This window comes from Salinivibrio sp. IB282 (assembly GCF_001995685.1).
GTDB classification, from domain to species: Bacteria; Pseudomonadota; Gammaproteobacteria; order Enterobacterales; family Vibrionaceae; genus Salinivibrio; species Salinivibrio kushneri.
Genome location: NZ_MUET01000067.1, coordinates 1 through 14,413, shown reverse-complemented (window position 1 = coordinate 14,413; position 14,413 = coordinate 1). Strand labels below are relative to the sequence as shown.

Here is a 14,413-nt window from a genome sequence, read left to right as displayed (position 1 = left end):
GGAATAGCGTTGTCTTGGCAAAACTGCTTAATGGACACTGTGCTTTGCTTTTGTTGTTCAATAATCGCCGCCCAGTGCGCGCGTTTTTGTGCTTGTTTCATGGTACCTCCGCTTAAAAAGGTACTATGACAAAGTCCGTGTCTTATGGGTATGTGGGGTTTATTAACCGCTTACTCATATATTTCCTTTTATTGAATTATCCAGTAGGCATAACGCCCGGCTCACGCGCCGGTTTGGAGCCGCGAAGCGGCGGAAAATCGGTCGCTGTGCAGCCGATTGTTATGTTCTTCCTGACGTGCTAGATTGTGTATGGAAACCGAAATCGATACACATAGGTGCGACATGAGAACGAACATCGTCATAGACGACCAGTTGATGGCAGAAGCTCTCAAAGCCTCCGGCTACGAAACCAAAAAAGAGGCTGTTGAGCAAGGTCTGAAACTTCTAGTTCAGCTTAGCAAGCAGCAGGAAATTCGAAAACTGCGAGGCAAAATCAAGTGGGAAGGCGACCTGGATGAAATGCGGAGCGCCGGATGATATTGGTGGATACCAGTGTATGGATCGACTATTTCAACGGAGTCAAAAACCCGCATACTGACCTGCTGGATGCCTCAATAGTCCACGGATCCGTCGCTATCGGCGAACTCATATTTCTGGAAATCCTTCAAGGCATCCGCAACGACAAACACTATCGTCAGACCAAACAGAGCCTGCTCTCGCTGGAGCAGTATGAAATGTTTGGCAAAGACATGGCACTTGTTTGCGCTGACAACTATAGGGCACTTCGCAAAAAGGGCATCACAATCCGAAAAACTGCCGACGTGATCATCGCGACTTTCTGCATAGAGAAAAAGCTACCTTTGCTGTTTTTGGATCGCGACTTTATCCCCTTTGTTGATCATCTTGGGCTTGAGCCTGCCCTCAGAGAAACATAACATACAAAGCGTGCACTCAAATGGCGTGCTTCCACGGATAAGCTGGTTATCCAGCTAGTATTTTCCACGCTACCGACGATCAGTTCTCGGTACCTAACACACCTTTTCGTCAACGTTGTCAGGCTAGCTTATCAAAGCCGTGCTGATTTTTTCGTGCTCAATTGTCCAAAATGTTAGCGAAGGCAGATTTTGTGGGGCAATGGCTGGATCGGCAAAAAGCGCTGAAGGCATTCAAGTCCGTCACCCACAACAACCTGTAATCGCCGCGCACTACGTGCCCCCATTCTAGAAGGGTAAGGTCGCCAGTTATGCGATGGGAGGTTTATCACACAGTGTCTATGTGGAGTATGACCGCAACTTATTTTGGCTGTTCACCGAGCTGGGCCAGGCAGTGTAGCAATAAAATCCATGCTTGCCGTCGCCAAGTCAACGCATTGCAGATGTGATCTAAACACACTTTTTCTTCCCCCTATACATTCCCTCTTGTAGACTACGCGCGCGTTGACTATCGACTGATAAGAAAATTGATTTATGCCTGCGATTACACCGGCCTTTAAAGTGATAGACGGTTTCTCCCTCTGTGCCACTGACACAGAGCGCCTTGATGTATTCTTTACCTACCTGCGTGAGGGTGCGCCCGAGTTAGCAGAGTTGCGTCTTGAGCAGCTTGTCTTAGCGTTAGCCAACTCCCCCTCTCAAGCCGCGCTCTTTGCCAATAGCGTGTGCAATGAGGCCAAGAAAATAAAGTTATCACCGGCGTTTGTGCAGCTGGGGATTTTCTCTAAAAACGGCCTTATGACTGACATTTTTCGTCGGCTTTATAATAAAGTGAACCCGCCGCCTAAACGCTGTAACGACATCAATGATCTGCTCAGTTACTTTGTCGGTGGAGAAGATAAAGCGTGGGTAAAGGCCATCTCTCATAAGTGCTGGTTTAAGCTATACCGTCTACTAGTCAAAAACGCCGCCCCGGAAGCCATCCGCTCAACCGGAGCTTATATAAAAAGCGAGTTGTGTTATTCGTTAGAAATGCTGTCTATCTGGATCGCCGCCGAGGAACTTGATCCCGAGCTACTTCGGATTGATCGCCGTTTGAGTGAGGTCGATTCACCGTTCATTGCATTGCAGCGTGAAACCCACCAAATTGTGAACGCGATTAAAAACGATACGTTGGATCCCAAAGACAGGGCACATTTTTGGGTGATGATTGAGCAATGCCAGCAGCAGGTCAAGCGGATCCGAGCCCGTGGTATTAACCAAATGGGTTTCTCCGCGCACGCTTCACGTATGCTTGAGCGCTTGGATCAAACATTAAACCGCATGGTGCTGTTGATCCAAATTCTTGATTTTCGTCACCCGCATCAGAAGGCGCGCTGTGTATTCAACCTCTGGCGGCAATTGCTTATTTCGGTGACGGAACGCAACAGTGTGCGCGCGATTTATCGCAAAAGTACCCGCACGTTTGCTCAGAGTGTGACACAAAACAAAAGCAATCACGGCGAGCACTATATCGCCAAAACCAAAAAAGATTACTTTAAGATCCTGCGCGGCGCTTGCGGGGCTGGAGTGATTATTGCCCTGTTAGCATGGGTAAAAATGTATATCGAGACCCTGCAATTATCACCACTTAATAATGCATTGCTGGTCAGTTTAAACTACGGTGTCGGCTTTATGCTGGTGCATATTTTACACTTTACCATTGCCACCAAACAGCCAGCGATGACAGCCGCAAACTTTGCCGCACATGTGGAAAAAAACAAGCAGGGGCGCACACGCAGTAAAAAGCTCGCGCGCCTGCTAATTAATGTAAACCGCTCTCAATGGTTTGCGGTATGGGGAAATATTACCGCCGCAATTACCGTGAGTGTGCTGGTGAGCCTGGTGTTTAGCCACTTTTACCACAGCCCGCTACTCAGCAGTGAGCAAGCGGCCTATCAAACCTCAGCCATTCATCCGATCCATGGTTTAGCCTGGCTTTACGCTGCTATCGCCGGGGTCTGGCTGTTTTTGTCGGGTATTATTACCGGCATTCTTGATAATCGGGCGGACTACATTGAGCTCAAAGATCGCTTAATCGGCCATCCATTATTCCGCGCGATCTCGCTTCAACGACGAGAGCGGATAGCACTGTACATCCATCAAAACTATGGTGCATTAGGCGGTAACTTTATTTTTGGTGTGCTTTTAGGCATGACAAGCTACGTCGGCTATCTTATTGATGTTCCGCTTGATATTCGCCACGTGGCCTTTTCTTCTGCCCACGCTGCCTATGCGCATATGAGCGATTACTCGTCGTGGTTGTCTGTATTATCCAGCCTGTTTTTTGTGTTGATGATTGGCTTTATTAATCTGTGGGTCAGCTTTGGTCTCGCATTATTCGTTGCGCTGCGCTCGCGTAACTGTGAGTTGGATATGAAGTCGGTAAGAACCGCGGTACTGACACAAATAAAACAACATCCTTCTAGCCTATTTTGGCCTAAAGACCCAGCGCCTATGGCCAAACCGCAAGGTGCAGGTCAACGCCGCGCGCCATAAAACCTAACGTGTTTGTCGCTGGCCAACGGATGGCCGGTGTCATACTTTTTCATTGTGTCTCCCGAATAAACACCGCATATCTTACTTTCCAGCTCACTATGCGCGCCCACTACGGCAACGATGAGACCTGTCGTATTAACGCACAAAAAGGTACCGAGTACCATGTGATGGTACGCGGTTACCGCAGCTACTCTAATGTTAGCCTTGAGCGTGATTAATCACTTCCTAACAAGCCGCTGTTTCAAACAGCGGCTTTTTTGTCTGGAAAAGAACCGCTTTTCACCAGATATACAGACACCTTGTCAGCCTCTAACATTTTTTGCCACCTACCATAGCTAACACACAATCTGGACAGACCAGAAAAACCCTAATTTTCATCACATTACTAGGGTAAAACCTCAGAAATGCTTCAAGTTATCTAGATCACAACACCCATCTATTTTTATCTCGTCTACGCTTAAGAGAATTGGCACTTATTTGGAGGCGCTATGCTCAAGCATCTGTTCGCCATCGTTTTCTCGGCCCTTCTTCTAGCAACACCAGCTCGAGCCGATGTTCTCACTATGCCATCTCTCGAATGGCCGCCTTATTCTGGCAAAAATTTGCCTGATCAGGGCGCATCGGTTGCTGTGGTGCGTGCGGCGGTGCAAGCCATGGGGCACGAGCTTAACGTCGAGTTTTACCCGTGGTCACGCACCGTGTATTTGGTCAAGAATGATACGCAGTACGCTGGCTATTTCCCAGAATATCACTACGAAACCGACGAACTGATCTTCTCTGACCCCATAGGCACTGGTCCGCTCGGGTTCGTTGAAAACGTCAATCAGCCTATCGAATGGTCGACCCTTGATGATCTGACTCAGCATACCATTGGCGTGGTTCGAGGGTATGTCAACACGCCAGAGTTAGATGAGCGCATTGCCAACGGCACCCTGAAATCGTCTGCGGTCACCAGTGACACGCAAAACCTGCAAAAGGTGGGACGAGCGCGTATTCCTCTCGCGGTGGTAGATGCCAATGTGCTGGGCTACCTCAAAGAGAACGATCCAGCCCTTAACGCGGTAAAAGCGAACCTACAAATGAATAAAAAGCTCTTGGTCGATAAAAAGCTATATATTGCTTTCGCTGATAATGCTGAAGGACAAAAATGGCGTGAGATCGTCAATCAAGGGCTCAAGAAAATCGACATTGAACAGATAATGAAAGAACACCTCGGTGAATAAAAACTGACCGTGGGAAAAAGTGGCCGCAGTTGGGTCGCATGACAATGTAAATGGAAGAGTAGCGCTATGTTTAAGAGTCTAAAGGCAATATTTGTCACTCAAGTGGTTATTGCTGTTTCTGTGGTATTAGGGATATCAAGTTATATTGATTATCAAAATACCAAACAGGAACTGAATAGCGCGCTTGAAACCACAGTGGAAAATGCCACCAATCGTATGAATCTCAGTTTGCCCAAAGCCATTTGGGACTTCGACCTGGAAGCGGCCAAACTCTCGATCTCTGCCGAATTAAAAGCACCCGATATTAAAGCGGTGCGAATACTGGATAATCAAGGGTCTGCCATCGTCTTTCTGCGCCTCGGGCCACCCAATGACGAGGGACAACGCCAGCCGAAAGACATTGGCGACGGCGAAAAGTCGATGTACGAATCCATGCCCAACGAAGAAAGTGAGCTTTCATTTACCGAGTATGGTGAAACCAACAAAGTGGGGACTCTGCAGGTATTTTATAACACAGACAGATTAGAGGCGGAGTTATCCGATACCCTCACCCGAAGCCTGATTGAGCTGCTAGTGCTCGATCTTGTGATGATCGTGTTCCTGATTTTGGCATTGACCGCCACCGTGGTTAAACCACTCAATGATTTAACGCTGCGCGTGCGAGAACTCGCGAGTGGGGATGGCGATCTCTCCACCGTGATCCCAGCCCCGAAATACAAAGAATTCGCCCAGATCACTGAGCATATTAACCACTTTACCGCTTCGTTGCGTGAAATAGTCAATGAAGTGACCCAAGCTTCTATCAACCTCGCTGAAGTCTCGGCAGAGAGTGGACAAATGGCACGGACGAATGCGGAGCGGTTAGAGCAGCAGAAACAAAGTCTCTCGACGGTTGCCGCCGCCGCTACGCAGATGAATCAATCTATTGCCACCGTCGCTGATACAGCAAACGATGCGGCGACTCGTGCTGCAGGTACCACGGATCTGGTTAACCAAGTGTATGGGACGATTGAGAGTTCAGCCTCTGAAATCATTAATATGCGTTCAGAGATGGAGAATGTGAATGCTGAAATGCATAAACTGCTCGAGGAAGGTGAGAAAATTTCAGATGTCGTGAACGTCATCAATGATATCTCTGAACAAACCAACCTCTTGGCGCTGAATGCGGCGATTGAGGCGGCGCGCGCTGGCGAGCAAGGCCGAGGCTTTGCGGTGGTGGCTGACGAAGTGCGTAGTCTTTCAGTCAAAACCAGTGAATCTACCGAGCAAATTCAATCCAACATCAAATCCTTGAGTGAGGCCACTGAATCGGTAGAAAAAGAAATCAAACGCATTGGTAGTATCTTAGAAAATACCGCCGGACGCGTGTCTGAATCACAAGAATCAGTCAGTCAAGTGCGCGAAACCATTACGGATATTTCCGAGCGTAGCGGACAAATTTCGCAAGCCACTGATGAGCAACGTCAAGCCATTGATGAAGTTAGTCAAGCAATCAATGAAGCCTCAGAGGCAACCAATTACGTCACTGAAGGTGCGCAAGAAAACGCCGCACGCACCGACAAAGTGCTTACCCTGAGTGAAGACATCAAAGTACAAATGGAGAAGTTTAAAACCTAGCGATTTCATCAACTGTAGCAAAAAGAGAAAAGAAAAAGGTGCGATTGCACCTTTTTTATTACGATTTACGTGCGTTAAGTTCGCACGTTTAATTTAAATAACCATTTAGTCTAAATAACCATCAAGTATTGATTTTAATTGGCCAGACTGGCGCATGGATTCAAAGTTTTGGTCGAGCAATGCTTTTATCTCATTAGCCTCTGGGTGTTCACGCGAAATCATCATATGGAACTTATCACCCATATTGCCGGGAATCGGCTCGACTTGCATCCCGCCAGCGAGATAATCAATGCCTTGTGCCGCTTTGAACCCTGCGAGTATCTCGTAGCGTGCTAAAAATACATCACAGCGCCCTGCTTGCGTCTGTTTTACCAGTTGCTTAAAGTCTTTTGCTGACTTCCTCACCTGGCTATCATCGACACTGAATCCTATGTAGTTATAGCCCAATAGGCCACACATCCGCAGCTGGTTAATATCATCCGCTGTCTCTATGTTCAGGCCATTCGGATGTTGTTGAGTTGAGTAAATATAGCTAGGTTGCAGTGTGTAATARTAGTCAGTTAAAAGAAAATCACGATCGCGTTCTTCGTTGTAAGATGCGCTGAGCGCAATATCGTAATTACCTGATTTTGTCTCAAAAACGCACCGCTTCCACGGCGGTAAATCTACCGATACATCTACACCGCTGTCTTGAAAGATGGCATTGAGGACATCAATGTCATAGCCCTCGATAGTTTCGCCTTTTTTATAGTGAAAAGGTGGCCAATTCGCCCCGTCACCACACACTTTAAGCGATGAGGTATCGAGTGCCATCGCTGGTCCTGATAATAAGCTGCCGGCTAAGGCCGTAGCAGAGATTAAAGCAACTTTCATAGTGAACTCCTTTTAGGAAAACTCACCTTAAGTATTGATGATATTCACTATAACGCGACCTGAATCACTGAGTTTTTTTAGGATTTATGATTACCACTTCACCAGGCTTTAGCCCCTTACGCACGCGCCCTTGCTGTGTAAGCGATACCAGCCGTGTTCTCACCTCACCCGCGTCAAGCACCTTCACATAGTTAAGTTGTCCAATTTGATAATACGCATTGCTCGGTAGATAAAGCACTGGCTCGGCTTTTTGTGACACGGTCACTTTTGCAAACATTCCTGGTAGCAAAGTATCACTCGCCTCCGTGTTTGGCAGTGTCACGGCAACACGATAACTGCGTGACGTGGCATCGGCAGCCGGTGTCACAGTGCGCACCAAGCCCGTAAGGGTTTTATCATAGGTCGGGAGCGTAACCGTTAACGATTGACCGATGTCGACATAGGGTAACACAGATTCCGCCACATTGACCGTCGCTTCAATGCTTTCAGGGTTGTACAGGGATAGCAGCGCCGCACCCGGTGTCGCCGTATCACCTTGGTTGATGATTTTATCGGTGATCAGCCCTGAAAACGGCGCGCGCACCAGACTAAAGCCAAATTGGGTTTCAGCCTCATCCACCGCAGCAAGGGCACGACGGTATTCAGACTGCGCCGTTTTTAAGCGATTCTCCGCCTCATCGAATTGAGATTGTGGCACCAGCTTTTTCGCCAACAAGGTCTCCATGCGGCGGTAGTCACTGCGCGCGGTATTCAATTGCGATTGCGCCGAGGCCAAGGCTTGTTGAACTTGGCGGACTTTGGCACTGAGATCGGCATTATCCAAACGCAGCAACACATCCCCTTGCTCAACGCGGTCGCCGACATCAACCAGCACTTCTGCAACGGTTGCGGTCATTCGCGCCGCTAAGGTTGCCGTCTGTCTTGCCTCCAACTGGCCGGAAAAAATGCGGGTTTGTGGCTGTTCGACCGCCTCAAGCGTTAGCGTCTCAACGTTGTCCGGTGTCTCGTTCAATGTCGAGACGGGCGCGACATTCGAGGTAAACACCCCAGCCATCACCAAAAACAACACCAATAGCCCAGTGCCTAGCACCAGTGCGAGTACGCCTTTTTTTGCCTTCATGCATGCTCTCCTTCTACTGATAGGCCGTGGGTGGGATGATTTTGATACGCAAGGTTGTACACCACGGGCACAACCAGCAAGGTAAACACGGTAGACGCGGCAATACCGAAAATAATCGCCCAGGCTAACCCATTAAAAATCGGGTCGAGGGTGATAATCACATTCCCCAATAAGGTGGTGCCGGCGGTGAGTAAAATGGGCCGCATTCGCACTGCGCCCGCTTGTACTAAGGCTTCACTCAGCGCCATACCTTGAGCGAGTGACTGTTGAATAAACTCAATCAATACCAGTGAGTTGCGTACCACAATCCCCGCCAGTGCAATCATGCCAATCATCGCGGTGGCGGTGAACAGCGCCGGATTTGGATAGCCGCTGATCTGACCGCTCAAACCATTGAGCAACCAAAAGCCTGGCATGATGCCAATCACGGTCAGTGGAATTGCCAGCATAATAATGCCTGACACCGCCGGTAGCCCGGTTTGTATCAGCATCACTATAAAGACGCCCAGCAGTGCCGCACCATAGGCAATCCCCAGATCACGGAAGACATCAATGGTGATCTTCCACTCTCCTTCACCACTCCATACCACCTCGATACCCTCATCAACTTGCCAGCCATCCCCCGCGCCATTATCCAGATAACTACGCGCGGATAGCGGGCGAGTACTGTCCGACTCAGGTTGATTAAAATCAGCCATCATATCGGCGACTACCTCGCCCGGTACCCTTCCAGTGGGTTCGGCATACACATACACCACGGGGCGTAAATTCTTATGATAGATAGGCTGATCAACCGGTTGCTGTTCAAAATGGCCGAGTTCACTCAACGCGACCAGCGGCTGCGGCGCATCCACCAAGGCACCTTGAACCGATTGTTTCGCCACCCCTGCGCGACCACGTACATGCAGGGCGAGCAGCGCATCCAGTTGATCACGGGCGTCCGCTGCAAGTTGCAATGTGACGGGCAAAGGATCCATTTCATCGGCGTCGGCCAAATGGGCCAGTGTAACCCCTTGGTTCGCGGCCCTGAGCGCTTGGTTAATATCGGCCACCGCAACACCTGACAAGGCGGCTTTTTCTTGGTCTACGACAAACTGCCAGCTCGATAGAGGCCCTTGAACACTGGTGCTCACTTCTGACACCAAGGCTTCACGCTTTAATCGCTCGGCTACCTGAGTCGCTTGCGCTTGCAGGGTTGAATACGGCGTGCTTGGTGAGCCATACACTTCGGCGACAATGGTTGCCAGCACTGGCGGCCCTGGTGGCATTTCCACTAATTGCACCTCGGCATCATATTTTGATGCAATGGCTTCTAACTCATCACGCATGCGTGTCACCAAGCCATGTGATTGCAACGTACGCCGGTGCTTATCTACCAGCACTACCCGCAGTTCACCTTGGTAAGGCGCATGACGAGTAAAGTAATGGCGCACCATGCCATTAAAATCCATCGGTGAAGCAAGCCCGGCAAAGCCGGATACCGATACCACCTCGGCTTGCGTTTGTAGGTAACCGTTCATCTCTCGCAGCGCATTGGAGGTATCGACATGATTAGCGGTTTCCGGCAAATCCAGTACCACCTGAAACTCGTTTTTATTGTCGTACGGCAACAGCTTAAGCGGCACGAGGCGCAACGCAGGCAACAGGGCGGCAATGACAAACAACACCCCCACTATCCACAAAAACGCTTTAGCGCGACGATTGTTTTCCAACAATGGCAGCAACACGCGCCGATAGCCACGGTACAGCGGCGTGGTCTCAAGGCGATAGTCATCGCCTTTATTGGACGCGCGGACAATTTTTTTGGCCAGCCAAGGGGTGACTAAAAACGCTACCAAGGTACTGATCACCACACTGACCGGCACATTGAATGCCAGCGGTGCCATATATGGCCCCATCATGCCGGTGATAAAAAACATCGGGGTGAACACAATCACAATCGCCACAGTCGACATGATCAATGCGCGCTTGATTTCTAGCATCGCCAGCACAATCGTGCGGCCACGCGGCTTGTTATCATGGGTCAGGTGCCGTTCAATGTTGTCGATACTGGCAATCGGATCATCAACAATCAGCCCTAGCGCCAAGATCAATGCAAACAAGGTGACGCGGTTAATTGAGTAGCCAAAGGCTAAATCCAGCCCTAATGCCGCGCCATAACTGATTGGGATCGCAATCGCCACCACTAAGGCACTGCGCCAGTTTAAGAATAAACCAACAAAGACCACCACGGTGAGCACCGCAATACCGAGGCTGGACACCAAGTTTTTCACTTTGGCATCGGCGGTTTGGCCGTAATTGCGAATGACCTCGACGCTTACGCCCTCGGGAAATTGCGTGGCGACCAAATGATTGAGCGTGGCGGTGACATCCTCGGCCACGCTGACGGCGTTGGCGCCTTTTTGCTTCGCCACCGAGAGAAACACCGCTGGATGCGGCTGGCTATCATCGGTCGATTGGATCCACGTATCTGTGGTGGGCTCTTGCGCGCCGTCCGATAACTTGGCCACATCCTGCAGGTACACAGGTTTACCATTCACCACCGCCACCACTAAATGGCGTATCTCCTCCAGGCTTTGATACCACTGGCCGGTTTTTAGTAAATAGCGCTCACCCTGATGTTGAATATCGCCAATATCACGCTTTTGATGGCTCAACGAAAAGGCATTGGTGAGATCAGACACACTGATCTGATAGCTAGCCATGGCGGCAGGATCGAGCGTGACCAACACCTGACGCGGCACCCCACCCACTACCTTCACCGCATTGGTTTCGGGAAGGGCTTWAAGATCCAAGGTCGCCTGCTCGGCAATGCGTCGCAGCGCATAATGGTCGAGCTGATCAGGGTTATCGCTACGCAGCGCCGCAATCACAATCGGCACATCATCAATTTCCACAGGCTTAATCGCCCACTCGCTCACGGCAGCTGGGATCGCGTCTTGATTGGCATAGAGCTTGTTATACAGCTTCACCAAGGCAGACTCGCGATCTTCGCCAACGTAAAAGCGCACCGTGACCAGCGCGGAACCGGCTTGGGTGGTGGAATACACATACTCCACCCCATCAATTTGGCTGACTTTTTTCTCCAGAGGCTGCGTCACCTGCTTCGCCACTTGCGGGGCACTCAAACCGGGCGCTTGCACCACTATATCCGCCATGGGGACGACAATTTGCGGATCTTCTTCTTTGGGAGTGAGCCACAGTGCTGCCGCCCCCACCAGCAGCGCTAGCACAATGAGGATGGGCGGGAAGAAGCTGTTCATCACTCGGGTGATCAGCTGACCTTGTGGCTGAGCATCTCGCATATTCGATCCTTTAGCTGATGACAGTAACGACAAGAGAACGACAGATAAAAAGGGTGACTGTTAATTAACTTAGCGCATCAACTGGCAATGAATGTGTGCTGACCTCTCAGATTCAGACACAATAGAGCCGCTGTAAGGTGGCGATAATCGCCGCGACGTGGGGGTCATTGAGCTGATAAAACACCTGCTGCGATGACTTACGTACCTTGACCAATTGATGCCGCTTAAGAACGCTAAGGTGCTGAGAAAACGCCGATTGACTCAAGCACGACCCTTGCAACAATTGCCCTACGGAGCGCTCTCCGGCCAAAAGCTGACACAGCACAATTAATCGCTCAGGGTGCGCCATTACTTTCAACATGGTCGCCACCAGAGATGCTTGCTCACGCATGGCAACGATGTCCATATCCGGTACGCTTTCTGCCTCAATCGGCACGCTTGAATCTGCCATCGCTCACTCCTTTTTTGCCAATACCCATAGCTTAGCGCGCCATTTTATTTAGTCAATTCTAATTTAGGTAAATTATTATTAGACTTTTCTAAATACAACTTCTAGAGTAATCCCAGTGCCGACAAACACTGAAGGCGTTCGAGCCAAAACGGTTCGGTCTGTCGGGTAATCGTATAAATGATGCAAAGGAGTTTTGCTATGACAATTGATAATGGCGTACGCGTAATCGCTGGCATGATGGTGCTACTTTCTGTCGTGCTTACCCTCACAGTTCATAGCCAATTTGTTTGGCTAACCGTTTTCGTTGGCGTAAACCTGATCCAAAGTGCGTTTACAGGGATTTGTCCGGCTGCCTTTTTCCTGAAAAAACTTGGACTAAGCAACGCTTAATGGAGTCATAATGACCAAAATCGTGATTATTGGCGGCGTCGCCGGTGGCGCTTCTGCCGCTGCTCGCGCCCGTCGTTTAAGTGAAGAAGCGGAAATCATCATGTTCGAACGTGGCCCTTACGTCTCGTTCGCTAACTGTGGTTTGCCTTATCATATCGGGGGTGACATTACCGACCGCAGTAAACTCTTGCTGCAAACCCCGGACAGTTTTCGCGCCCGCTTTAATGTGGATGTGCGCATCAACAGCACAGTCACCGCGATTAACCGCGAGGCCAAAACCATCACCGTCACCCGTGCCGATGGCAGCGATTATCAAGAAAGTTACGACAAGTTACTGTTAAGCCCAGGTGCGGCCCCCATCATGCCGCCTATTCCTGGCTTAGATAACCCGCTGACTCACTCGCTTCGCAATATTCCAGATATGGATGCGATTTTGCATACCATTGATATGAATAATCCCAGTCATGCGACTGTCGTCGGCGGGGGCTTTATTGGCCTTGAGATGATGGAAGCGCTGCATCAACGCGGGATTAAAACCACCCTGTTGGAAATGGCCGATCAGGTGATGACGCCCGTCGACCGAGAAATGGCGGGATTTGTCCATCAAACCATTCGCGATCAAGAGGTGGATTTACGTTTAGGCACCGCGCTGGAGTCCGYCGAGTTTATTCCTACCACGCATGTTGCCAGTGATGATGCCGGCGAGCCGAGTGAGCCGCAACACTTAGAAGGTTCACTGAGCCTCACGCTCAATAATGGTGACACGCTGCATACTGAATTGTTGATCATGGCCGTTGGCGTTAAGCCTGAAGTCACGCTGGCGCAACAGGCGGGACTTGCCATTGGTGAAAAAGGCGGGATTGTGGTCAACAGCACCATGCAGACCCAAGACCCCGATATTTACGCCGTCGGCGATGCGGTGGAAGAGATTGACTTTGTCACTCACAAGCCGACGTTGGTGCCATTGGCTGGCCCAGCGAACCGTCAAGGACGCATGGCCGCTGACAACATGCTAGGCAGCACTGAGCATTATCTCGGCACCCAAGGCACCGCTATCTGTAAAGTATTCGATCTCGCGGTCGCCTCAGTGGGCCAAAACGAGAAACAACTCAAGCACGCTGACATCGACTACCAAAAGGTCTATGTTCACGCCGCCAGTCATGCGGGTTATTATCCCGGCGCAGAGATTGTCTCATTTAAGCTGCTGTTTGCCCCGGATACGGGCGCTATTTTAGGCGCACAAGCGGTGGGTAAAGACGGCATTGATAAACGCATTGATGTCATGGCCGTAGCACAACGTGCCGGCATGACCGTTGAGCAACTCCAACATCTAGAACTCACCTACGCGCCGCCGTATGGCAGTGCTAAAGATGTGATCAATCAAGCGGCCTTTGTAGCAACCAACCTCATTAAGGGTGACGCTAAAGCGATTCATTACCACGAGTTAGGTGCACTGCGTGATGATCAAGTGCTGCTGGATGTGCGTAATGCCCCCGAGCGCGAAAACGGTCAGTATATCGATGGTGATATCCATATTCCGGTCGACGAACTGCGTGGACGCATCGATGAACTGCCCAAAGACAAAGAAATTTTGATTTACTGTCAGGTCGGTCTCAGAGGCAACGTCGCCTACCGCCAGTTAGTCAATCATGGCTTTAAAGCGCGCAACTTAATTGGGGGCTATCGCACCTACAAGTTTGCCAAGGCATAAGAACGAGAGGCTTCAGTGTCAGCCAAAAGCGCGAGCATCTGCTCGCGCTTTTTTAGAGGCGTTGTTTTTTCAAATTGCCCAAGTCTTCAATTTTAGGCATACACCAACCACTAAAACAACTTAAACTAAATTAGAATTGACTTATGCACAAATCTCAGTATGCTACCTGTATTATTTAACTGTAACCTGTTTTGAGTCATTGAGAGGAAATCATGACGTTCCCTATCCCGGAAATCATGACGTTCCCTATCCC

11 protein-coding genes are annotated in these 14,413 nt (G+C 49.9%); 7 read left to right on the top strand and 4 right to left on the bottom strand.

What is annotated here, in order from left to right; genetic code table 11:
* Positions 1-309: 309 nt before the first annotated feature.
* The 5 genes from BZG14_RS12365 to BZG14_RS12340 all read left to right on the top strand — a co-directional run bounded on the left by BZG14_RS12365 (position 310) and on the right by BZG14_RS12340 (position 6,310).
* Entirely contained in the window at positions 310-537 is a 228-nt protein-coding gene (locus tag BZG14_RS12365) for a type II toxin-antitoxin system VapB family antitoxin (RefSeq protein WP_241824670.1), read from the top strand.
* The gene (gene vapC / locus BZG14_RS12360; RefSeq protein WP_077608863.1) at positions 534-935 is read left to right on the top strand and encodes a type II toxin-antitoxin system VapC family toxin; all 402 of its coding nucleotides are present in this window, start codon (positions 534-536) and stop codon (positions 933-935) included. Before BZG14_RS12365 ends, vapC begins: the two co-directional genes overlap by 4 nt.
* A gap of 531 nt (positions 936-1,466) precedes the next feature.
* Positions 1,467-3,470: a hypothetical protein gene (locus BZG14_RS12350; protein WP_077608862.1), complete on the top strand. Its 2,004-nt coding sequence runs from the start codon at positions 1,467-1,469 to the stop codon at positions 3,468-3,470.
* A gap of 488 nt (positions 3,471-3,958) precedes the next feature.
* Complete coding sequence (locus tag BZG14_RS12345; RefSeq protein WP_077608861.1) at positions 3,959-4,693, top strand: substrate-binding periplasmic protein; 735 nt, start codon at positions 3,959-3,961, stop codon at positions 4,691-4,693.
* 66 nt (positions 4,694-4,759) lie between these two features.
* Positions 4,760-6,310, top strand: coding sequence for a methyl-accepting chemotaxis protein (locus BZG14_RS12340; RefSeq protein ID WP_077486349.1), 1,551 nt, complete (start codon positions 4,760-4,762; stop codon positions 6,308-6,310).
* Positions 6,311-6,415: 105 nt separating this feature from the next.
* Here BZG14_RS12340 and BZG14_RS12335 read toward each other — a convergent pair whose 3' ends face one another.
* From BZG14_RS12335 to BZG14_RS12320, 4 genes are all read right to left on the bottom strand, one after another.
* Positions 6,416-7,183, bottom strand: a complete 768-nt coding sequence (locus tag BZG14_RS12335; protein WP_077486348.1) for a substrate-binding periplasmic protein — start codon at positions 7,181-7,183, stop codon at positions 6,416-6,418.
* 64 nt (positions 7,184-7,247) lie between these two features.
* Complete coding sequence (locus BZG14_RS12330; RefSeq protein WP_077608860.1) at positions 7,248-8,303, bottom strand: efflux RND transporter periplasmic adaptor subunit; 1,056 nt, start codon at positions 8,301-8,303, stop codon at positions 7,248-7,250.
* Positions 8,300-11,608 (bottom strand): efflux RND transporter permease subunit, encoded by a 3,309-nt coding sequence (locus tag BZG14_RS12325; protein WP_077608859.1) that lies wholly within the window; start codon positions 11,606-11,608, stop codon positions 8,300-8,302. The genes BZG14_RS12330 and BZG14_RS12325 overlap by 4 nt, the downstream gene beginning before the upstream one ends.
* A gap of 112 nt (positions 11,609-11,720) precedes the next feature.
* Positions 11,721-12,014 (bottom strand): ArsR/SmtB family transcription factor, encoded by a 294-nt coding sequence (locus tag BZG14_RS12320; protein WP_069363167.1) that lies wholly within the window; start codon positions 12,012-12,014, stop codon positions 11,721-11,723.
* A gap of 243 nt (positions 12,015-12,257) precedes the next feature.
* Here BZG14_RS12320 and BZG14_RS12315 point away from each other — a divergent pair, with 243 nt between their 5' ends.
* Positions 12,258-12,449 carry a YgaP family membrane protein gene (locus BZG14_RS12315; protein WP_046075776.1) on the top strand — a complete coding sequence of 64 codons (192 nt, stop codon included), beginning with the start codon at positions 12,258-12,260 and terminating at the stop codon, positions 12,447-12,449.
* A gap of 10 nt (positions 12,450-12,459) precedes the next feature.
* Positions 12,460-14,160, top strand: a complete 1,701-nt coding sequence (locus BZG14_RS12310; RefSeq protein ID WP_077608858.1) for an FAD-dependent oxidoreductase — start codon at positions 12,460-12,462, stop codon at positions 14,158-14,160.
* The last annotated feature ends 253 nt before the right edge of the window (positions 14,161-14,413 follow it).